Origin of the sequence: Allobosea sp. Root483D1 (genome assembly GCF_001429505.1) — a bacterium.
In the GTDB taxonomy this organism is placed as follows: Bacteria; Pseudomonadota; Alphaproteobacteria; order Rhizobiales; family Beijerinckiaceae; genus Allobosea.
Genome location: NZ_LMJW01000001.1, coordinates 610130 through 630849, shown reverse-complemented (window position 1 = coordinate 630849; position 20720 = coordinate 610130). Strand labels below are relative to the sequence as shown.

The 20720-nt window shown below is 66.7% G+C and carries 17 protein-coding genes; 5 read left to right on the top strand and 12 right to left on the bottom strand.

Annotated elements, in window-relative coordinates; all coding sequences use genetic code 11:
• Positions 1-135 precede the first annotated feature (135 nt).
• Positions 136-498: a hypothetical protein gene (locus ASE66_RS03005; protein ID WP_057188065.1), complete on the top strand. Its 363-nt coding sequence runs from the start codon at positions 136-138 to the stop codon at positions 496-498.
• Positions 495-1952: a methyl-accepting chemotaxis protein gene (locus tag ASE66_RS03000; RefSeq protein ID WP_057188064.1), complete on the top strand. Its 1458-nt coding sequence runs from the start codon at positions 495-497 to the stop codon at positions 1950-1952. The genes ASE66_RS03005 and ASE66_RS03000 overlap by 4 nt, the downstream gene beginning before the upstream one ends.
• Before the next feature lie 169 nt (positions 1953-2121).
• On the opposite strand, the gene ASE66_RS02995 is transcribed toward ASE66_RS03000, so the two are convergent.
• The 6 genes from ASE66_RS02995 to ASE66_RS02970 form a co-directional block, all read right to left on the bottom strand.
• Complete coding sequence (locus tag ASE66_RS02995) at positions 2122-3339, bottom strand: phosphopentomutase (RefSeq protein WP_057188063.1); 1218 nt, start codon at positions 3337-3339, stop codon at positions 2122-2124.
• A complete protein-coding gene (locus tag ASE66_RS02990) occupies positions 3339-4967 on the bottom strand; it encodes an ABC transporter ATP-binding protein (protein ID WP_057188062.1) in 1629 nt (542 codons plus the stop codon). The genes ASE66_RS02995 and ASE66_RS02990 overlap by 1 nt, the downstream gene beginning before the upstream one ends.
• A complete protein-coding gene (locus tag ASE66_RS02985) occupies positions 4964-6142 on the bottom strand; it encodes an ABC transporter permease (RefSeq protein ID WP_057188061.1) in 1179 nt (392 codons plus the stop codon). Before ASE66_RS02985 ends, ASE66_RS02990 begins: the two co-directional genes overlap by 4 nt.
• Position 6143: 1 nt before the next feature.
• Positions 6144-7238, bottom strand: coding sequence for a microcin C ABC transporter permease YejB (locus tag ASE66_RS02980; RefSeq protein WP_057188060.1), 1095 nt, complete (start codon positions 7236-7238; stop codon positions 6144-6146).
• A 6-nt stretch (positions 7239-7244) separates the two neighbouring features.
• Positions 7245-9113, bottom strand: coding sequence for an extracellular solute-binding protein (locus ASE66_RS02975; protein ID WP_057188059.1), 1869 nt, complete (start codon positions 9111-9113; stop codon positions 7245-7247).
• Between the two features lie 167 nt (positions 9114-9280).
• The gene (locus tag ASE66_RS02970) at positions 9281-9826 is read right to left on the bottom strand and encodes a c-type cytochrome (RefSeq protein WP_057188058.1); all 546 of its coding nucleotides are present in this window, start codon (positions 9824-9826) and stop codon (positions 9281-9283) included.
• A gap of 174 nt (positions 9827-10000) precedes the next feature.
• Between ASE66_RS02970 and ASE66_RS02965 the strand changes: the two genes are divergently transcribed.
• Entirely contained in the window at positions 10001-10744 is a 744-nt protein-coding gene (locus ASE66_RS02965; protein ID WP_057188057.1) for a 3-deoxy-manno-octulosonate cytidylyltransferase, read from the top strand.
• Between the two features lie 8 nt (positions 10745-10752).
• On the top strand, positions 10753-11607 hold the full coding sequence (locus ASE66_RS02960) for a prephenate dehydratase (protein WP_057188056.1): 855 nt from the start codon (positions 10753-10755) through the stop codon (positions 11605-11607).
• A gap of 61 nt (positions 11608-11668) precedes the next feature.
• On the opposite strand, the gene nudC is transcribed toward ASE66_RS02960, so the two are convergent.
• From nudC to ASE66_RS02940, 4 genes are all read right to left on the bottom strand, one after another.
• Positions 11669-12625 (bottom strand): NAD(+) diphosphatase, encoded by a 957-nt coding sequence (gene nudC, locus ASE66_RS02955; protein WP_057188055.1) that lies wholly within the window; start codon positions 12623-12625, stop codon positions 11669-11671.
• Positions 12626-12718: 93 nt separating this feature from the next.
• Entirely contained in the window at positions 12719-13705 is a 987-nt protein-coding gene (gene mmsB, locus ASE66_RS02950) for a 3-hydroxyisobutyrate dehydrogenase (RefSeq protein WP_082613152.1), read from the bottom strand.
• Positions 13706-13717: 12 nt separating this feature from the next.
• Positions 13718-14866, bottom strand: a complete 1149-nt coding sequence (locus tag ASE66_RS02945; RefSeq protein WP_057188053.1) for an isobutyryl-CoA dehydrogenase — start codon at positions 14864-14866, stop codon at positions 13718-13720.
• A gap of 25 nt (positions 14867-14891) precedes the next feature.
• Entirely contained in the window at positions 14892-16388 is a 1497-nt protein-coding gene (locus ASE66_RS02940; RefSeq protein ID WP_057188052.1) for a CoA-acylating methylmalonate-semialdehyde dehydrogenase, read from the bottom strand.
• Positions 16389-16509: 121 nt separating this feature from the next.
• Between ASE66_RS02940 and ASE66_RS02935 the strand changes: the two genes are divergently transcribed.
• Positions 16510-17448: a LysR family transcriptional regulator gene (locus tag ASE66_RS02935; protein ID WP_057188051.1), complete on the top strand. Its 939-nt coding sequence runs from the start codon at positions 16510-16512 to the stop codon at positions 17446-17448.
• A 12-nt stretch (positions 17449-17460) separates the two neighbouring features.
• Here ASE66_RS02935 and ASE66_RS02930 read toward each other — a convergent pair whose 3' ends face one another.
• Together ASE66_RS02930 and ASE66_RS02925 are read right to left on the bottom strand one after the other, a co-directional pair.
• On the bottom strand, positions 17461-18765 hold the full coding sequence (locus ASE66_RS02930; protein ID WP_057188050.1) for a diguanylate cyclase: 1305 nt from the start codon (positions 18763-18765) through the stop codon (positions 17461-17463).
• 183 nt (positions 18766-18948) lie between these two features.
• Complete coding sequence (locus ASE66_RS02925; RefSeq protein WP_082613151.1) at positions 18949-20694, bottom strand: ABC transporter permease; 1746 nt, start codon at positions 20692-20694, stop codon at positions 18949-18951.
• Positions 20695-20720: the final 26 nt, after the last annotated feature.

Here is a 20720-nt window from a genome sequence, read left to right as displayed (position 1 = left end):
AACGTAAAAGTTGTATTTTGGAGCTATTCCAAATGGTGGCGGTGCCAGAAGCGCTTAATAGAAATTTAATGAGCCCGGATCAGGAAAGTTACTGAAGGCAACGTTGCGTTAGCCAAGTCGAGAGCCGAGCTGAGGATGATCCCCGTCGCGATGTCGCCCGCCTCCCGCTCTCGGCGATTTCGGCAATGGCGCGACATCGGCTTGATTGCGGGCTTGGCGCTCTGCTCCGGTCTCCTGACCCTCGCGAGCCTGCCCGGCCCGGCGGTGGGAGCATCGCCTCCGTTGGCGGCGATCTTCCCGCCCTGGGTCTCCGGCGATGAGGCCGTGGCGCGCAGCCTGGCGACAGGTGCCAGGATCCTGCGGCAAGGGGCGGTGCCGTTCGTCGTCGTGCTCGCCCCGGAAACCGCAACAAGGCCCTCCGGTGCCCTGCTGATGTTGCGCCTCGACGGCCTTGCCGGATGCATCATCTCCCCCGAGACCGAAGCGAGCCGCCTATGACGTTGACTTTGCCTGGCCTTCGCGACCTGGTCGCGCGCTGTCTCATCGGTCTCGCCTTCATCCATGTCCCGCTGCTCGCGCTGGCATCTCTGGCCCAGGCCGGGGAGGGGCTGATACCTGCGATCAGCGCCCCGATGCTCGCGCTCGCGGCACTGATTGCCTATCGCAGCGTCGGCGCGACGCTGCTGGCGCAATGCGCGATCGCGGTCACCCTGATCGGCCAGGTCTCGATCCTGGTCGCTGTCTTCTCCGGGCACCCCTGGCAGCCCGACATGCACATGTACTACTTCGCCGTGCTGGCGCTGCTCGCCGGCTTCTGCGACTGGCGGCCGATCATTCTGGGTGCAACGCTCACGGCGATCCACCATCTGGTGCTGCAGTTCTTCCTGCCTGCGGCCGTCTTCTACCAGGGCGGCAATCTGCTCCGGGTCCTGCTGCACGCGGTCATCGTGGTGGTCGAGACCGCCTTCCTCGCGGTGATCGCGGTGATGACCGCGCGCATCTTCGCGCAGACCGAGGCCAATCTGCGCCGCGCCGAGGAGGTCGCCGAGCGCGAGCGGCTGGCGGGCGAGCGCGAACGGTCGCTCGCCGACGATGCCGAGGCCCGCGCCCAGCGCCTGCGCGCCATGGTCGAGCATTTCCGCGACGAGATGGACGGCGCCATGACGGTGCTCGACAAGGCCTCCGACGCGATGCAGATCGACGCCCGCGGCTTGACCGGCGCCTCCGACCGGGCGCGCCAGCAGATCGCGCTGGTCTCGCGCAGCTCGACCGAAGTGACGACCAGCATCGAGCAGACTGCGGCTGCCAGCCAGGAACTGGCCTCTTCGATCGCCGAGATCGGCCGCAATGTCACGCAGACCGCCGACAGCTCGCAGTCGGCTGCAAAGCTCGCGCGGGCCGCCAGCACCGAGATCGAGGCGTTGGCGCACACCGGTGAAAGCGTCGGTGCCGTGGTCGAGATCATCCGCGGCATCGCGGCGCAGACCAGCATGCTGGCGCTGAACGCGACGATCGAGGCAGCGCGTGCCGGCTCCATGGGCAAGGGCTTCGCCGTCGTCGCCAGCGAGGTGAAGACGCTCTCGGCGCAGACCGCGAGCGCGACTGCGGAAGTTTCGCGCTCGATCGAGGCGATCCAGACCGCCTCGCAGCGCTCGCTCAAGTCGATCCGCGAGATCGTCGAGGCGATCGGCGAGGTCGAGACCGTCTCAGTCGCGATTGCCTATGCGGTCGGCGAGCAGGATCGCGCCACCGCCGAGATCGCCAAGGAGGTCCAGGTTTCCTCCGACGGCGCCAGCCGCAGTGCCCAGACCCTGCAGAGCTTCGAGGCGGTGACCGAGCGCACCTACGCTGCGGCCGGCAGCCTGCAGAGCTCCTCAAACGATCTGGCGACGCAGGCCCAGCGCATCCGCCGCGAGGTTGCCGAGTTCTGCGAGCGCGTCGCCGCCGCTTGAAGCATTTTCAAGCGAAGTGGGGGACCAGTTCGCGTGAAGAAAATGCGATAAAACAAAGAGCTGGAGAATTTCCGCGATTCGGAGAAACGCAGAAATTCTCTGGAGCATTTTCAAGCGAAGTGGGGACCGGTTCGCGTGAAGGAAATGCGACAAAACCAAAAGCGCTGATCTACCAGGCGCGGCCGGGGCCGATCGCGCCAACCTTCAGCCAGTCTCCGAGCGTCGCGGCGATGTCGGCGAAGCTCTCGCGGCCGCCGATCGGCCCGGCCGTCACGCCCGGCCCGAAGGCCAGGATCGGCACATGCTCGCGCGTATGGTCGGAGCCGGGCCAGCTCGGATCATTGCCATGGTCGGCGGTGATGACCGCGAGATCGCCGGGCTGGAGCAGGGCCTCGAGCTTCGGCAGGTCGCGATCGAAGGCTTCGAGCGCTGCCGCATAGCCGGGGATGTCGCGGCGATGACCATATTCGGTGTCGAAGTCGACGAGGTTGACGAAGCAGAAGCCGCCATCCGGCAACGTCGCGAACGCCTCCAGCGCCGCTGTCCACATGGCGGCATTGCCGAACGGCTTGATCTCCTCAGCCGTATTCCGGTGGGCGAAGATGTCGCCGATCTTGCCGACGGTGACCACCGGGCGGCCCTTGGTCGCGAGGCGGTCGAGGATGGTTTCGTCCGGCGGCGGGATGGAAAAGTCCTTGCGGTTGCCGGTGCGGGTGAAGCCGGTCTCCGTCGTTCCCACGAAAGGCCGGGCGATGACGCGGCCGATCCTGAGCGGGTCGACCAGCACCCGAACCTTCTTGCAGAGAGCATAAAGCCGCTCCAGGCCGAAATGCTCCTCATGCGCCGCAATCTGGAGCACCGAGTCCACGGAGGTGTAGCAGATCGGCTTGCCGGTCCGGATATGCTCCTCGGCGAGTTCGTCGATCACCGCCGTGCCCGAGGCGTGCTTGTTGCCGAGGATGCCGGGCAGGGCGCCTTCGCGGATGATTTCGGCGGCGAGGTCCGGCGGGAACGTGTTCTCCAGCGCAGTGAAATAGCCCCATTTGAACGGGACCGGGCAGCCGGCGATCTCCCAGTGGCCGGACGGGGTATCCTTGCCCTGGCTGACCTCGACACCGTAGCCGTATTGCCCTTGCGGGGCCTCTGGCCGCGTCACGCCGGCCAGTGGCTTTCCGGTGGAGGCCTCGCAGGCATGGCTGAGGCCCAGCCGGGCGAGGTTGGGGATATGCAGCGGCCCGCTGCGCAGGCCCTCGCGGTCGCCGCGCCCCTCGGCACAGGCCTGCGCGATATGACCGAGCGTGTCGGACCCCTCATCGCCATAGGAGGTGGCATCCTCGGCGCCGCCGCAGCCGACGGAATCGAGCACGATCAGGATGGCGCGCGCCATCAGTCGCGCACCGCGGCGTTGGTCGCCGGCTCGAGGTTGAGGGCGGCGGCAAGCAGCGCCTGCGTATAGGCCTCGCGCGGACGCTGGAAGATCTCCTCCGCCGGCCCCTCCTCGACCACCTTGCCGTTCTGCATCACCACCACCCGGTGCGACAGCGCCCTGACCACCTTGAGGTCGTGGCTGATGAAGAGGTAGCCGAGCTTGCGCCTCGCCTGCAGCCCCCGCAACAGCTCGACGATCTGCGCCTGAACGGACATGTCGAGCGCCGAGGTCGGTTCGTCGAGCACTACGAATTTCGGGTCGAGTGCCATGGCGCGGGCGATGGCGATGCGCTGGCGCTGGCCGCCGGAGAATTCATGCGGATAGCGATCCATCGTCGCTGGATCGAGCCCGACATCGGCGAGCGCCTGCGCCACGATCTCGCGCTGGCGCTGATAACTCAGCCCTTTCTGCTGGACCGTCAGCCCCTCCGCGACGATGTCGGCGACCGACATGCGCGGCGACAGTGAGCCGTAAGGGTCCTGGAAGACGACCTGCAAATCCTTGCGCTTCGGCCGCACCGCGGCGCTGCTCAGTCCGTCGATGCGGTCGCCGAGGAAGACGATCGGTCCCTCGGAGGAGATCAGGCGCAGGATGGCGAGGCCGAGCGTCGTCTTGCCCGAGCCGGATTCCCCGACGACGCCGAGCGTCTCGCCCTCGCGCACCTTGATCGTGATGCCGTCGACAGCCTTCACATGGCTGGTGGTCCGCCGCAGCAGGCCGGTCTTGATCGGGAACCAGATCTTCATCGGCCCCGCTTCGAGCAGGATCGGCGCGCCTTCCGGAACAGGCTCCGGCCGGCCCTTCGGCTCGGCGGCGAGCAGGCGCTGCGTATAGGCATGCTGCGGCTTGCCGAAGATCTCGGCGACCGGACCCTGCTCGACGATTCTGCCCTTCAGCATGACGCAGACCCGGTCGGCGATGCGTCGGACGATGCCGAGATCATGGGTGATGAACAGGATCGCCATGCCGAGCCGGCCCTGCAGTTCCTTCAGCAGCGTCAGGATCTGCGCCTGCACCGTGACGTCGAGCGCGGTGGTCGGCTCGTCGGCGATCAAAAGGTCGGGCTCGTTGGCGAGCGCCATCGCGATCATCACGCGCTGGCGCTGGCCGCCCGAGAGCTGGTGCGGATAGGCGTCGAGCCGGCTCGCCGCATCGCGGATGCCGACGAGGCCAAGTAGCTCAAGCGTCCGGGTCCGCGCCTTCTCGCCGCGCAGGCCCTTGTGCAGTTCGAGGATCTCGCCGATCTGCCGCGCAATGGTGTGCAGCGGGTTGAGCGAGGTCATCGGCTCTTGGAACACCATGGTGATGTCGTTGCCGCGGACCTTGCGCATCGCGTCCTCATCGGCCGCAATCAGGTCCTGGCCGTTGAACAGCACCTTGCCGGAGGGATGATACGCCGCCGGATAGTTCAGCAGCTTCAGGATCGATAGCGCCGAAACCGATTTGCCCGAGCCGGACTCGCCGACGATCGCCAGCGTCTCGCCCTTGGCGACCTCGAACGAGACCTTGTCGACGGCGAGCGTCTCCTGCCCGCCCTGGCGGAAGGCGACGGAAAGGTCCTGGACGGAGAGGAGAGGGGCACTCATGCGAACGTCTTCCGCGGGTCGAAGGCGTCGCGGACGGCCTCGCCGATGAAGATCAGCAGCGACAGCATCAGTGCGATCACCACGAAGCCGGAGAGGCCGAGCCAGGGCGCCTGCAGGTTGGCCTTGCCCTGCGCCAGCAATTCACCGAGCGAGGGTGAGCCTGGTGGAAGGCCAAAGCCGAGGAAGTCGAGCGAGGTCAGCGTCGTGATCGAGCCGTTGAGGATGAAGGGCAGGAAGGTCAGCGTCGCCACCATGGCGTTGGGGAGCAGGTGCTTGACCATGATCGCCCGATTGGAGAGCCCAAGCGCCCGCGCGGCGCGAACATACTCGAAATTACGCGCCCGCAGGAATTCGGCGCGGACCACGCCGACCAGCGCCACCCAGGAGAACAAGAGGAGGATGCCGAGCAGGACGAAGAAGCTCGGCGTGATGATCGCCGCGACGATGATCAGGAGATAAAGCGCCGGGATCGAGGTCCAGATCTCGATGACGCGCTGGAAGATCAGGTCGGTCCAGCCACCGAAATAGCCCTGGATCGCGCCGGCGGCGATGCCGATCACCGAGGAGATCGAGGCCAGGATCAGCCCGAACAGGATCGAGATGCGGAAGCCGTAGATCAGCCGTGCGACGACGTCGCGGCCCTGGTCGTCGGTGCCGAGCCAGTTCCATTCGAGCTCGCGGCAGGTCATGCCGCCGGTGCGCTCGGCGATCGGGCGGCACTGCTCGTCCTTCAGCAGCCAGGTCGGCGGGGCAGGGGCGGGCACCGGCAGGTCGAGATTATGGGTGCGGTAGGAGTAGCGGATCAGCGGCCACAGTGCCCAGCCATTGGCCGCGATCTCCTTGGCGATGGTCGGGTCACGATAGTCGGTGGTGGCGAGGAAGCCGCCGAACTTCTCCTCCGGATAGTTCACCGCGACCGGAAAAAGCGTCTCGCCCTTGTAGCGGACGATCAGCGGCCGGTCGTTGGCGATGAACTCGGCGAAGAGCGAGAGCACGAACAGCGTCAGGAAGATCCAGAACGACCACCAGCCGCGCTTGTTGGCCTTGAAGCTGCCGAGGCGGCGCCGGTTGATCGGCGAGAGCTTGAGCCAGCCCTGTTTCGCTGTGGCTGGGGCGCGGGCGGGCTCGGCAGAGCGCAGGGCCGGCGGCGGGGCGTCGAGAAGCGTGTCGCTCATCTCAGGCCTCCCGCGATTCGAAATCGATGCGCGGGTCGACCCAGGCATAGGTCAGGTCGGTGATCAGGTGCACGAAAAGGCCGATCAGCGAGAAGATGAAGAGGTTGGCGAAGACGACCGGATAGTCGCGGTTGACGATCGCCTCGAAGGACAGGAGCCCGAGCCCGTCGAGCGAGAAGATCGTCTCGATCAGGAGCGAGCCGGCGAAGAGCGCGTGCACGAAGGCGCCGGGAAAGCCGGCGATGACGATCAGCATCGCGTTGCGGAAGACGTGACCATAGAGCACGCTGCGCTCCGACAGCCCCTTCATCCGCGCCGTCAGGACGTATTGCTTCCTGATCTCGTCGAGGAAGGAGTTCTTGGTCAGCAGCGTCGAGGTTGCGAAGGCGCCGAGCGCCATCGCCAGCACGGGCAAGGCGATATGCCAAAAATAATCGCCGATCTTGCCGATGAGGCTGAGTTGCGCCCAGTTCTCCGAGGTCAGCCCCCTGAGCGGGAAGATCTGCCAGAACGAGCCGCCGGCGAAGAGCACGATCAGCAGGATCGCGAATAGGAAGCCCGGGATTGCGTAGCCGACGATGACGACCGCGCTGGTCCAGGTGTCGAAGCGCGAGCCGTCCTTGACCGCCTTGCGGATGCCGAGCGGGATCGAGATCGCATAGGAGAGCAAGGTCATCCACAGGCCGAGCGTGATCGAGACCGGCAGCTTCTCCTTGATCAGCTGCAGCACCGGCGCATCGCGGAAATAGCTGCGGCCGAAATCGAAGGTCGCATAGTCCTTCAGCATCTTGAGGAAGCGCTCATGCGCCGGCTTGTCGAAGCCGAACTGCTTCTCGAGCTCCTTGATGAAGGCGGGGTCGAGCCCCTGCGCGCCGCGATAGGCCGAACCTGAATCAATCGCCTGCGCGCCGGCATCACCGCCCGAACCGCCGCCGACGCGGTCGGCCGCGCCGCCGCTGTTCGGGTTCTGTAATTGCGAGATTACCCGCTCGACCGGTCCGCCCGGCGCGAATTGCACGATGACGAAGGAGATCAGGAGAATGCCGAACAGGGTCGGCACCATCAGCGCCAGACGCCGGGCGATGTAGCTCAGCATGCCCGCTTATGCCTTCCCGATCCGCTTTGCTTTCTCCGGATCGTACCACCATGTGCCCGGCGCGCCGGAGCTGAATTTTGGCTTGGTCTGCGGCCGCTCATACATGTCCCAATAGGCCAGCCACTCGCTGGCGTTCCACCACATCGGGATCCAGTAACGCCCGGCGCGTAGCAGCCTGTCGAGGCATTTCGCGGCGACGACCACCTCGGCATAGCTGTCGGCCTGGCCGATCTTGTCGATCATCGCGTCGATCGCCGGATGGGCGATGCCGCCGACATTGCGCGAGCCGCGCGTCTTGGCCGCTTCCGAGCCGTAGATCACGCGCATCGTGTCGCTCGGGATCGAGCTGCCGGACATCGCCCGGCTGATGACATCGAAGTCGAACTCGTCGAGCCGGCGCTGGTATTGCGCGCCGTCGACGATGCGCGAGGTCGCGTTGATGCCGAGCCGCTTGAGATTGGCCTGGAAGGGCTGGGTGTGCGGCTGCAGTGACGGTGTCGAATCCAGGAACTCGATCTCGAAGGGCTGGCCGTTCGGCAACTTCATCACATTGCCGTCACGCTTGCAGCCGGCGGCGCGCAGCATCTCGTCGGCGCGGCGTAGCAGGGCACGGTCACTGCCGGAGCCGTCGCTGACCGGTGGCAAATAGGGCTCGCCGAAGACCTCGTCGGGCACCTTTCCGCGGAAGGGCTCCAGCAGCTTGAGCTCCTCCGGCGAGGGCAGGCCGACCGCCTTCGAATCCGAATTCTCGAAATAGGAGGTCGCCCGCGAGAAGGACGAGAACATGATGTTCTTGTTGGTCCATTCGAAGTCGAAGGCGAAGCCGAGCGCTTCGCGGATGCGCGGATCGGCGAATTTCTCGCGGCGCAGATTGTAGATCCAGCCCTGCGAGCCAATCGGCTCGGTCTTCGGCAGGGCCTCCTTCCTGACCTTGCCTTCGTGGATGGCGGGGAAATCGTAGCCCGTCGCCCAGATGCGCGAGGTGAACTCCTCCTGGAAGGTGATCACGCCGCTCTTGAAGGCCTCGAACGCCACCTGCCGGTCGCGGAAATACTCCCAGCGCACGCGGTCGAAATTATTCTGGCCGACATTCACCGGCAGATCCTTGGCCCAGTAATCCGGCACCCGGTCGAACTCGATGAAGCGGCCCTGCTCGAGGCGGCCGACCTTGTAGCCGCCCGAGCCAAGCGGCGGCTCCAGCGTCGAGGCCTCGAAATTGCGCGTCGACCAGAATGTCTCGGAGAACACCGGCAGGCCGGCGACGACGAGATGCAGGTCGCGGCTGCGCTTCGGTGTGAGCTTGACGACGATGAGGTCGTCGCTCTCGGCGACCGCCGATTCCATCTCGGTGAGGATCAGCCGGTAGGTCGGGTGGCCCTTGCTCTTAAGCAGGTTGAGCGAGAAGGCGACATCGCGCGCGGTGACACGCGAGCCATCATGGAACTTCGCTTCCGGCCGCAGGCGGAAGCGATAGGTCAGCTTGTCCTGGGAGACCACGACGCTCTTCGCCAGCAGGCCGTAGAGCGAGCCGGGCTCGTCGCCGGAGCCGGCCATCAGGCTGTCGAAGCAGGCATCCATGCCGGCGGCGCCGTCGCCCTGCAGCACATAGGTGTTCAGCGTGTTGAAAGTGTCGAAGCTCTGATTGCCGCCGCCGCGCTTGATCTGGATGGTGATCGAGCCGCCCTTCGGCGCCTTCGGATTGACATAGGCGAAATGCGGGAAGTCCGCCGGCAGTGCCAGCTCGCCGAAGGTCGAGAGGCCATGGGCCTCGTTCTCCTGCGCCAGCGCCGTCGTGAGCGGGCCTGGCAGCGCGGCCGCGCCCGCGAGCGCGCCGCCGCCTTCGAGCAGCCTGCGGCGGGTGATCCGGATCGCCATGCGTAACCCCTTGCGATTCGTTGCCTAATTATGTCGTCACGCCGAGCTAACGCCAGCCTTGCGCGCATTTCCCGTCATGCTGACGGCAATTGCATGGCGCGGACAAGCAAAAGCCGGGCTTAGGGCCCGGCTCATGTGGTCACCTTGGCGCGAAAGGCGCGGCCAAATCAGGGCTTAGGCAGGGGCTTCGGCGCCTCGGCCAGCGTATTCAGATAGGCGATGACGTCGGCACGCTGCTCGGGCTTGCTCAGGCCGGCGAAGGCCATGATGGTGCCGGGAACGTAAGCCTTCGGGTTCTTCAGGAAATGGTCGAGCGCGTCGGCGTCCCAGTTCTTGTCGGCGCGGCCCTTCATCGCGGCGGAATAGCCGAACCCTGCGACCGAGCCCTCGTTGCGGCCATAGACGTCGTAGAGATGCGGGCCGACCTTGTTGGCGCCGCCCTTCTCGAAGGTGTGGCAGGCCTTGCAGGCGCCGACGGCCTTCTCGCCCTTGGCCGGATCGGCCTTGGCGAGGCGGACCGCGATCGGCTCCTCGACAGCTGCTGCCGGGGCGCCGGCGCCGCCGGCTGCCGCCGGCTCGAGGCTCGGCAGGTCGAAGCCCGGCACGGCCGGCTTCTTCGGGGCGAAGACGATGCCGGCGGTCATGTTTAGGGCCATCACGACGAGCAGGGTCGAAAGGCCCGCGCCAGCGATCTTGTTCAGTTCGATGTTCATCGTCTCTCACAACCCCCGGCCCGCCCGTCGGCGAAGTCAAGATAGCGCTGCGGCCGCACCCTTACGGGCACCGGCACGTCAGCGCTGCTTAACCGCTTTGCGCGCTGCATTGCAACTCGTATAAGCACGCTCCGCTTTGAGACCTTTTGCCGCCCCGCGAGCTTTCCCCCGCCAATGCCCAATCCGCTGATCCTGATCCCCGCCCGCATGCAGGCGACGCGCCTGCCGGGCAAGCCGCTGGCCGACATCCTGGGCGAGCCGATGATCGTCCGCGTCTGGCGCCGTGCCATCGAAGCGCGCGTCGGCGATGTCGTGGTCGCGACCGATGACGAGCGCATCCTGGCGGCGATCGAGCAGGCCGGCGGCCGGGCGGTGATGACCAGCCCCGCGCACCAGACCGGCTCCGACCGGATCAAGGAAGCCGCCGATATCATCGATCCGAAGGGTGAGCACGACATCATCGTCAACGTCCAGGGCGATTTCCCTACCCTGGCGCCAACCGCGATCGCGGCCGCGGTCGAGCCGCTGGCCGATTCGGCCGTCGACATCGCGACCCTGGCCGGCGAGATCACCGACGAAGAGGAGAAGACCGCGCCGAGTGTGGTCAAGCTGATCGGCAGCGAGGTTTCCCCCGGCCGGATGCGGGCGCTCTACTTCACCCGTGCGACCGCGCCTCATGGCGAGGGCCCGCTCTACCATCATGTCGGCCTCTACGCTTATCGCCGCCGCGCGCTCGACCGTTTCGTCTCGCTGCCGCAGTCGCCGCTCGAACTGCGTGAGAAGCTCGAGCAGCTCCGCGCGCTCGAGGACGGCATGCGCATCGATGCGATGATCATCGATCACGTCCCGCGAGGCGTCGATACCCCTCCCGACCTGGAGCGTGCCCGCACGTTCCTGAAGTCCAGCGCCGGAGCCTGAAGACCCCAATGTCAGTCGTCGTTTCCTACCAGGGTGAGCCCGGGGCCTTCTCCTCGCAGGCCGCGCTTCAGGTCTTCCCGGATTGCGAGCTGCTGCCCTGTCGCACCTTCGAGGACGCGCTCGCCGCGGTCTCCGATGGTGCCGCCCGCTATGGCATGATCCCGATCGACAACTCGATCGCCGGCCGCGTCGCCGACATCCACCATCTGCTGCCGCGTTCCGGCCTGCACATCATCGGCGAGCACTTCCTGCCGATCCGCTTCCATCTGATGGCGGTCGAGGGCGCGACGCTGGCGACGCTGCAGACGGTGCAGAGCCACATCCATGCGCTCGGCCAGTGCCGCAAGATCATCCGCAAGCTCGGCCTGAAGGCCGAGGTCGCGGCCGACACCGCCGGTTCCGCGAGGCAGGTAGCCGAAGCGGGCGATCCGACGCGTGCCGCGATCGCGCCGCACATCGCCGCCGAAGTCTACGGCCTCAACATCCTGATGGAGGACATCGAGGACGAGAAGCACAACACCACGCGCTTCGTCGTGCTCTCGAAATACCCCGAATTCGCCCGTCAGGGCGCTGGCAAGACGGTGACGACCCTGATCTTCCAGGTCCGCAACCTGCCGGCGGCGCTCTACAAGGCGCTCGGCGGTTTCGCCACCAATGGCGTCAACATGACCAAGCTGGAAAGCTACATGGTCGACGGCCATTTCTCGGCGACGATGTTCTACAGCGACGTCGAGGGCCATCCCGACGATCCGGCGCTGAAGCGGGCGCTCGACGAGCTCGCCTTCTTCTCGAAGGAGCTGAAGATCCTCGGCGTCTACCCCGCCCACGCATTCCGCGACAGCTTCCCCGAGCCTGGGGAGTAGGTACCCGCGTCATGCTCGGGTCTGCGCTACGCTTCGCCCGAGAATGACGCAGCCCTGAACCTTATGGCTCTTCGCCGTCCACCGCCCACGCCTTCAGGATCGTGTTGGCGATCGCCATGTGCGGCGGGCAGAACAGATTGTCTGGGTGCTTGCCCTCCAGCATCTGAAGGGCTTCCTCGCGGCTGAACCAGCGGCCGGCCTCGAGCTCGGTGCCGTCGAGGACGATGTCGTCGTTCAGCGCCTCGGCGATGCAGCCGATCATCAGCGATCCCGGGAAGGGCCAGGGCTGCGAGGCGATGTAGCGTACCGTGCCGGTACGCAGGCCCGCTTCCTCCCAGGTCTCGCGCCGCACCGCATCCTCGAAGGTCTCGCCCGGCTCGACGAAGCCGGCGATGCAGGAATACATTCCGGGTGCGAAGCGGGACTGGCGCGCCAGCAGGCAGTTGTCGCCGCGCACGGCGAGCATGATCACGACGGGGTCGGTGCGCGGAAAATGCTGGGCGCCGCAGGCCTCGCATTGCCGCTTCCAGCCGGCCGAACCGAGCTTCGTCGGCGCGCCGCATTGGGCGCAGCAGCGATGGCGCGCATGCCAGTCGAGCAGGGCCTTGGCCTCGCCGAGCGGGCCGAGCTCCTCCTTCGGCACCAGCCGCTTAAGCGCGACGCTGCGCAAATCGGCGGTGACGAGCACCGCCTGCTCGCGCAGGCCTTCCAGCAGCTCGCGGTCGATCAGCCGGCCAAAGCGCGGCGCCCCATCGGGATCGAGCCCGAGGAAGACCTCGTCCAGTGCCGGGCCGAGGCCGTCGGCGCCGCTCTCGTCGAACCAGACGGTCTGGGTTTCGGCGCCGCTGCGCAAGAGGATCGGCGTCTCTCCGGCGACGACCGTGAAGCGCGCATCGCTGCGCGCCCGCAATTCGGCGACCTCGTCCGGCCGGTCGCGCAGATCGGCACGACGGTCGAGCGGGCTGGTGGCGAAGCCGGTCTGGGCTGAGCGTTCTTTGCGGCGGGAGGCGTCGTTCATGCCTCCCGTCCTACTCCGCTTTCGTTCCGATCGGAACGGGGTCGAAAGCAGAATTATACGTATGCGAACGTTCGCCGGCGGCGGTGCATCCGTTCAGGTGTTTCCGCGCCCGCGCAGCAGATGGATGATGCCGGAGAAGTCGGTGCCGCCTTCGCCCCAGGCGTTGTGCATCCCGTAGACCTGCGCTGCCGCGGCGCCGAGCGGCGTCGAGGCGCCGGCCGCCTGGGCCGCTTCCTGCGCGAGCTTCAAATCCTTCAGCATCAGCGCCGAGGCGAAGCCGGGCTTGTAGTCGTTATTGGCCGGCGAGGTCGGCACCGGCCCCGGCACCGGGCAATAGGTCGTCAGCGACCAGCACTGGCCGGACGAGGTCGAGGCGACGTCGAACAGCGCCTGGTGCGACAGGCCGAGCTTCTCGGCCAGCACGAAGGCTTCCGAGACGGCGATCATCGAGATGCCGAGAATCATGTTGTTGCAGATCTTCGCCGCCTGGCCGTTGCCGGCGTCGCCGCAATGCACGACCTTCTTGCCCATCGCCGACAGGATCGGCTCACCGCGCTTGAAGGCGTCGGCGCTGCCGCCGACCATGAAGGTCAAGGTCGCGCCCTGCGCGCCGCCGACGCCGCCGGAGACCGGCGCGTCGAGCGAGAGGCAGCCGCGCTCGGTGGCCAGCGCATGCGCCTTGCGGGCGCTCTCGACGTCGATGGTCGAGGAATCGATCAGCAGCGTGCCCGGCTTCACTGCGGGCAGGATGTCGGCCCAGACGCCCAGCACATGCTTGCCGGCCGGCAGCATGGTGACGACGATCTCGGCCTCGGCGACGGCTTCCTTCGCCGAGCCGGCGATGCCGACGCCGAGCGCGGCGGCCGAGTCCTTGGAAGGCTGCGAGAGGTCGAAGGCGAAGACCTTGTGCCCGGCCTTGACCAGGTTGCCGGCCATCGGCCCGCCCATATTGCCGAGCCCGATGAAGGCGATGGTGCTCATGGTCGTGTCCTTCCCGCTATCGTTGGCGTCATGCTCGGGCCTGACCCGAGCATCTCTTTCAGGAGATTCTCGGGTCTGCGCTTCGTCTCGCCCGAGAATGACGGTGCGTCGTCAATTCCCCTTGGCCCGCCCGACCAGCGAGCGCGCCACGATCATCCGCATCACCTCGTTGGTCCCCTCGAGGATCTGGTGGACGCGGAGGTCGCGGACGATCTTCTCGATGCCGTAATCGGCGAGATAGCCGTAGCCGCCATGGATCTGCAGGGCCTGGTTGGCGACCTCGAAGCCGGTATCGGTCGCGACCCGCTTGGCCATGGCGCAGAGCTTGGTCGCATCGGGCGTCTTCTCGTCGAGCGCCGCTGCGGCGCGCCAGAGGAAGGTGCGGGCCGCCTCCAGTTCGGTCGCCATGTCGGCGAGCTTGAACTGCAGCGCCTGGAAATCGGCGATGCGATTGCCGAAGGCCTTGCGCTCCTGGGCATAGCCGATCGCCTTGTCGAGCGCGCCCTGCGCCCCGCCGATCGAGCAGGCGCCGATATTGAGCCGCCCGCCATCGAGCCCGGCCATGGCGATCTTGAAGCCGATGCCTTCCGGGCCGATCCGGTTGGCGACCGGCACGCGGCAGTTCTCGAAGATCACGGCGCGCGTCGGCTGGGCGTTCCAGCCCATCTTCTTCTCATTGACACCGAAGGAGAGGCCGGGCGTGCCCTTCTCGACAACGATGGTCGAGATCCCTGACGAGCCGGCCTCGCCGGTGCGGACCATCACGACATAGACGTCGGAGACACCGGCGCCGGAGATGAACTGCTTCTGGCCGTCGAGGACGTAATGATCGCCGTCGAGCACGGCCTTGGTCTTCAGCGCGGCGGCATCCGAGCCGGCGCCCGGCTCGGTCAGGCAATAGCTCGCCAGATGCTCCATGCTGCAGAGCTTCGGCAGGTACTTCTGGCGCTGCTCGTCCGCGCCGTAGCGGTCGATCATCCAGGCGCACATGTTGTGGATCGAGATATAGGCGGCGACCGTCGGGCAGCCGGTCGAGAGCGCCTCGAAAATCACAGCCGCGTCGAGGCGCGACAGGCCGGAGCCGCCGACATCGTCGCGGATGTAGATGCCGCCCATGCCGAGCGCTGCCGCCTGGCGCATTTCCTCGACCGGGAAATGCTTTTCCTCGTCCCAGCGCACGGCATGCGGCGCCAGGGTTTCGGCTGCGAAACCCTGGGCCATGTCGCGGATGGCGATCTGGTCTTCGGTGAGGGAGAACATGCCCTGATCTCCTTCGCCGCCGGCCTCAGCCCATCGTCGGGATGACGAAGCTGGCGCCGTCCTTGATGCCAGACGGCCAGCGCGCCGTCACCGTCTTGGTCTTGGTGTAGAAGCGGATCGAATCCGGGCCGTGCTGGTTGAGATCACCGAAGACCGAGCGCTTCCAGCCGCCGAAGGTGTAATAGGCGAGCGGCACCGGGATCGGCACGTTGATGCCGACCATGCCGACCTGGACCTTCGAGGCGAAGTCGCGGGCAGCGTCGCCGTCGCGAGTGTAGATCGCGGTGCCATTGCCGTATTCGTGGTCGTTGGTCAGCTTCAGCGCCTCGTCATAGCTCTCGGCGCGCAGCACGGAGAGCACGGGCCCGAAGATCTCCTCCTTGTAGATTCGCATGTCCTTGGTGACGTTGTCGAACAGGCAGCCACCGACATAGAAGCCGTTCTCATAGCCCTGCATCTTGAAGTCGCGGCCGTCGACGAGGAGCTTGGCGCCTTCGCCGATGCCGATATCGACATAGGACTTGATCTTCTCCATCGCCGCCTTGGTGACGACCGGGCCGTAATCGGCTGAGGTATCGGTCGAAGGACCGATCTTCAGGCTCTCGACGCGCGGGATCAGGCGCTTCACCAGTTCGTCGGCAGTGGCCTTGCCGACCGGCACCGCGACCGAGATCGCCATGCAGCGCTCGCCGGCCGAGCCGTAGCCGGCACCGATCAGGGCGTCGACCGCCTGGTCCATGTCGGCGTCGGGCATGATGATCATGTGGTTCTTGGCGCCGCCGAAGCACTGCACGCGCTTACCGTTCGCGCAGCCGCGGGCATAGATGTATTCGGCGATCGGGGTCGAGCCGACGAAGCCGATCGCCTTGATGTCGTGGTCTTCGAGGATGGCGTCCACCGCCTCCTTGTCGCCGTTGACGACGTTGAGGATGCCGGGAGGGCCACCGGCCTCGATGAACAGCTCGGCCAGGCGCATCGGCACGCCGGGGTCGCGCTCGGACGGCTTCAGGATGAAGGCATTGCCGCAGGCGATGGCGGGGCCGAGCTTCCAGAGCGGGATCATCGCCGGGAAGTTGAACGGGGTGATGCCGGCGACGACGCCGAGCGGCTGGCGCAGCGAATAAATGTCGATGCCCGGGCCGGCGCCGTCGGTGAACTCGCCCTTCATCAGGTTGGGCACGCCGAGCGAGAACTCGACGACCTCGACGCCGCGCTGGATGTCGCCCTTGGCGTCGGGAATGGTCTTGCCGTGCTCGCGGGCGAGCAACTCGGCGAGCTCGTCATTGTTCTGCGCGATCAGGTCGAGGAACTTCATCAGCACGCGGGCGCGGCGCTGCGGGTTGACCGCCGCCCATTTCGGCTGGGCTTCGGCGGCGTTCTCGACCGCAGCCCGCATTTCGGCGGCGGAGGCGAGCGCGACCTTGCCGATCACCGAGCCGTCCATCGGCTGGTAGACGTCGGCCGTGCGGCCCGAGGTGCCTGCGACGTGCTTGCCGCCGATGAAGTGACCGATCTGACGCATGACGTCCTCCCCTAAAGTCGTGTGCTGCTGATTGGCGCTACCCCTATCATTATCGTTTGCGCACGACTATAGGCGGATATCGACCAGCGTCGTGCGAAAACACAGATACGGGAGAAGCGTCATGGAACGGTTCGACTGGGACGACCTGCGCTTCTTCCTTGCCGTGGCCCGTTCGGGCCGGCTGACCGCGGCGGCGCGCCGCCTCGGCGCCGACCATGCCACCGTCTCGCGCCGCATCACCTCGCTGGAGGAATCGCTCAAGGCCAAATTGTTCGAGCGCCGTCCGCAAGGTTACGCGCTGACCGGCCATGGCGAGCAGTTGTTGGCCAAGGCCGAGAGCATGGAGACCGAGGCGCTGGCGATCCAGAGCGAGATCGGCGGGGCCGACATGGCCCTCTCCGGCACGGTTCGGATCGGCGCGCCGGACGGTTTCGGCTCGACCTTCCTGGCGTCCCGTTTCGCTGCGCTCACCAAGGCCTACCCCGGGTTGGAGCTGCAGCTCATCGCCATGCCGCGCCTGCTCTCGCTGTCGAAGCGCGAGGCCGATGTCGCGATCACGCTCGCCCCACCCAAGGAAGGCAAGGTCGTCGCGCGCAAGCTCTGCGACTATCGGCTCGGGCTTTACGCCTCGCAGGACTATCTCGACGCGATGCCGCCGATCACGGTGCCGGAGGATCTCTTCGACCATCGCGTCGTCGGCTACATCGACGACCTGATCTTCACGCCTGAGCTCGACTATCTCGACGAGGTCGCCAAGGGCCTGCGCGCCCACATCCAGAGCTCGAGCGTCCTGGCGCAGATGAACGCGGTCGCCGCCGGCGCCGGCATCGGGGTCATCCACCATTTCATGGCGGTCGACGAGCCCAGGCTCGTGCCGGTGCTGCCGGAGAGCGTCTCGATCACCCGCTCCTTCTGGCTGCTCGTTCACGCCGATCTCAAGGACGTGGCGCGGGTGCGCGCGGTCGTCGACTTCGTCGTGCGCGAGTCGAAGGCCAACCGCGCGCTGCTGATGGGCGAGCTGGCGGCGGCCGGCAGCCCGCGCCTTGCCGCGGCGGGCTGAAAATCGGCGCGCTTACGGCGCGATGCGGACGCAGTTGCGGCCTTCGTGCTTGGCTGCATAGAGCGCGCGATCGGCGGCGACGAGATATTGGTCGAGGCTGCCTTGCCCGCCGATCTCCGCGACCCCGATCGAGACCGTCAGCGTGATCTGCCGGTCGTCGACCAGCAATGTCTCATGGGAGAGGTCGAGTCGGATGTGATCGCTCAGGCGCATCGCCTCCTTGGCGTTCAGGCCCGGGAACAGGATCGCGAATTCCTCGCCGCCGATCCGCGCCAGCAGATGGCCGCTGCCCTCGACCGATTGGGCGAGGTAACGCGCCACCTTCGCCAGTGCCTGATCGCCGAAATCATGGCCGTGGCTGTCGTTCAACTGCTTGAAGTCGTCGATGTCGAGGATCGCGACGGCGCTCGTCAGGTTCTTCGCCTGGGCTTCCTCGACCAGTCTGCCGGCGCTCTCGAAGAAATGGCGGCGATTGAACAGGCCCGTCAAAGCATCGCGCGAGGCGAGGTTATGGAGCAGCTCGATCTGTTCCAGGGTCTCGACATTGCTGGCGATCCGGCATTGCAGCTCTTCGGGGATGAAGGGCATGGAAATGAAGTCGTTCGCGCCTGCCTTGAGGAACCCGACCGAGACCATGCGGTCGTTGGAGGATGAGACGCCGATGACCCGCAACCGGTTCGAGGCGAATTGCCGGCGCAGGCGCCGCGTCAGTTCGTAGCCGTCCATCGCCGGCATGTAATAGTCACTCACGACAAGCCGGATGTCGGGATTGTCATGGAGAAGCGACAGCGCTTCGTCTCCCGAACCGACTTCGATCACCTGGTATTGCTGGACCTTCAGCATATGGGCGAGCAGCTTGCGGGTCGCCGACGTGTCGTCGACCACCAGGATGCGGGTCTGCCGGTTGGCGAGCGCGCGCCTGGCAGTGGCGACGACGGTCTCTAGTGTGAAGGCGCTGTCCTTCGGGACATAGTCGATGACATCGCGCTCCATGATCCGGTCGCGCGTCTCGAGGTCGTAGCTCGCGGTGTGGACGATGGTCGGTATGCCGCGCTGCACGGTGAAGTCGATCGCTTCGCCGCGCGGTGCGTCAGGCAGGTTCAGGTCGACCACGGCCATGGTGTAGGCGGCGCGGTCCTCGGTGACCACCTCGTGGAGCTCGTTGAGCGACTGGCAGACGACGATGGGCAGGCGCAGCTCGGCTTCGAGGCGGCGCGACAGCGCCAGCGCATAGGTGCGCGAATCCTCGACAAGGAGGACCTTGAGCTGCTTGGAGGTGGGTTCGCTCTGGCGGCGTCCGTTTGCGCGATAGGCCATTGAACTCACAAGTCCCGGATCGGCGCCGGCGGGGTATACGGCAGGTTGCAAGCTCTGCTTCGCGATGGAAGGGCGAACTCCATGTGGCAGACCATCCTGCCGTAACGTTAAATTGGGCTTAACTTAAGCCCCTGCCGTCCACGGCCGATAAGGCGGGCTTATCGGTACGGCGGGAGGGGCCGCTCAGATCCGCCAGGGCAGGATGTTGGCCGGCAGCTTGCGGCCGAGCGCGTCGAGCCCGAGCATCACGGCAAGGATGACCGCGCAGGCGCTGATCGCTACCGCGGCGGCTTCGCCGGCGAGCCCGGCTTCCTTCAGGCTGAACAGCACGACGCCGAGCGTCTCGGTGCCGGACGACCAGAGCAGGGCCGAGACGGTGAGCTCGTTGAAGGCGACGAGGAAGACCATCAGCCCGCTGACGGCTGCCGCCGGCGCCAGGATCGGCGCGACGATGAAGCGCAGCATTTGCCAGAGCGTGACGCCGTCGAGCTTGGCGGCTTCCTCGTGATGCGCCTCGATCTGGGCCATCGCCGCGACCGGGGCCTTCAGCGCCAGCGGCAGGAAACGGGCCATATAGGCGAAGAGGATGATGAAGGGCGTGGCGTAGATGCTGACGCCGATCAGCGGCAGCGGCTTCAGGAACATCAGGATGCAGGCGATGGCGAGCACGACGCCCGGCAGCGCGTAGGGCAGCTCGATCACCACGTCGACGACGCGCCTGAGCTTGCCCATGCGCCGCTCCAGCGCGTAGGCGAAGGCGATCGAGAGGAAGGCCAGCAGCACGGCCGCGGTACCGGCGAAGAGGAAGGAGTTGCGGAAGGCGCGCACCGTCACATCCTGTCGCAGCAGCACCTCGGCGAACTTGTCGAAGGTGAGATTCTGCCAGGTGAGGGCAACTCCGAGCGCCGGCGTCAACGCCTCGCCGATCAGCGCCAGCAGCGGCAGGCCGAGCTTGACCGCGATCAGCAGCCAGAGCCCGGCGGCGACGAAGGGGCGAGCGGCACCGAGTTGCCAGAATGGCTGCAGCGGCCGCTCGATCTCGACCTTGCCGCCGCCGCGACGCGTCGCGAGCAGGCCGGCGACGATGCCGAGGCCGGCGACGAGCGCGACCAGGAGCGAGAGCGCCGCCGCATCGGGCAGGCCTGACGGGCCGAAGCTCGACAGCCGGCGATAGATCAGCGTCGGGAGCGTGAGATAGTTCACCGGCAGGCCGAGCAGGGCCGGAATGCCGAAATTGCCGATGCCGGCGACGAAGGCGAGCAGCGCCGCGGCGATGATCTGCGGCCGCAGCACCGGCAAGAGGATGCGTCCGACGATGGTAGCGGGCGCCGCGCCCTCCATCTGCGCCGCCTCGACCAGCGTATGCGGCACACTGCGCAGGCCGGTCCAGAGCGTGATCGCCACCAGCGGCGCATGATGCAGCGCCATCACCAGGATGATGCCACCGCGCCCGAGCAGCGGATTGGGCGTGCCTGGTTCCGGCGCGAGCCCGACCATGCCGAGCAGAGCCGAGCTCGGCGCGAACAGGCTGAGGAAAGCGAGCGCCGCCACCTGCGGCGCGATCATCATCGAGAACACCAGCGCGAAGGCGAGCGGCCGCTTGCCGCGCACATCGGTGACGGCGAGCAGGATCGCCGCCGCGCCGCCGATCGCGAGCGCGCCGAGCGCCGAAAGGCCCGCCGTCTCGAAGGTATGCAGGGTCGCCTTGACCGCGGCGCGACTGGTGATCTCGGCCAGCGCGCCCTCGGGCGCGAACTGCCAGCCCGGGGCGAAGGCGGCAATGAGCAACCGCAGGAAGGGCAGGGCGCCGAACAGCGTTGCGCAAAGCAGCAGCAGTGCCGGCAAGCCGAGACCGGCCGGCAAGGCAAACCCCGGCAGGGCCGGGCGGATGCCGGCCTGCCGGAGCTCTGCGGGTGCTGCGAGCGTCATCGTGTCGGTGCCTGGACCGGTCTGAC

Bases quoted from the DNA above. Each gene is read 5' to 3' on its own strand.
- ASE66_RS03005 (WP_057188065.1), top strand. From the start codon at position 136: ATGATCCCCGTCGCGATGTCGCCCGCCTCCCGCTCTCGGCGATTTCGG.
- ASE66_RS03000 (WP_057188064.1), top strand. From the start codon at position 495: ATGACGTTGACTTTGCCTGGCCTTCGCGACCTGGTCGCGCGCTGTCTC.
- ASE66_RS02995 (WP_057188063.1), bottom strand. From the start codon at position 3,339: ATGGCGCGCGCCATCCTGATCGTGCTCGATTCCGTCGGCTGCGGCGGC.
- ASE66_RS02990 (WP_057188062.1), bottom strand. From the start codon at position 4,967: ATGAGTGCCCCTCTCCTCTCCGTCCAGGACCTTTCCGTCGCCTTCCGC.
- ASE66_RS02985 (WP_057188061.1), bottom strand. From the start codon at position 6,142: ATGAGCGACACGCTTCTCGACGCCCCGCCGCCGGCCCTGCGCTCTGCC.
- ASE66_RS02980 (WP_057188060.1), bottom strand. From the start codon at position 7,238: ATGCTGAGCTACATCGCCCGGCGTCTGGCGCTGATGGTGCCGACCCTG.
- ASE66_RS02975 (WP_057188059.1), bottom strand. From the start codon at position 9,113: ATGGCGATCCGGATCACCCGCCGCAGGCTGCTCGAAGGCGGCGGCGCG.
- ASE66_RS02970 (WP_057188058.1), bottom strand. From the start codon at position 9,826: ATGAACATCGAACTGAACAAGATCGCTGGCGCGGGCCTTTCGACCCTG.
- ASE66_RS02965 (WP_057188057.1), top strand. From the start codon at position 10,001: ATGCCCAATCCGCTGATCCTGATCCCCGCCCGCATGCAGGCGACGCGC.
- ASE66_RS02960 (WP_057188056.1), top strand. From the start codon at position 10,753: ATGTCAGTCGTCGTTTCCTACCAGGGTGAGCCCGGGGCCTTCTCCTCG.
- nudC (WP_057188055.1), bottom strand. From the start codon at position 12,625: ATGAACGACGCCTCCCGCCGCAAAGAACGCTCAGCCCAGACCGGCTTC.
- ASE66_RS02945 (WP_057188053.1), bottom strand. From the start codon at position 14,866: ATGTTCTCCCTCACCGAAGACCAGATCGCCATCCGCGACATGGCCCAG.
- ASE66_RS02940 (WP_057188052.1), bottom strand. From the start codon at position 16,388: ATGCGTCAGATCGGTCACTTCATCGGCGGCAAGCACGTCGCAGGCACC.
- ASE66_RS02935 (WP_057188051.1), top strand. From the start codon at position 16,510: ATGGAACGGTTCGACTGGGACGACCTGCGCTTCTTCCTTGCCGTGGCC.
- ASE66_RS02930 (WP_057188050.1), bottom strand. From the start codon at position 18,765: ATGGCCTATCGCGCAAACGGACGCCGCCAGAGCGAACCCACCTCCAAG.
- ASE66_RS02925 (WP_082613151.1), bottom strand. From the start codon at position 20,694: ATGACGCTCGCAGCACCCGCAGAGCTCCGGCAGGCCGGCATCCGCCCG.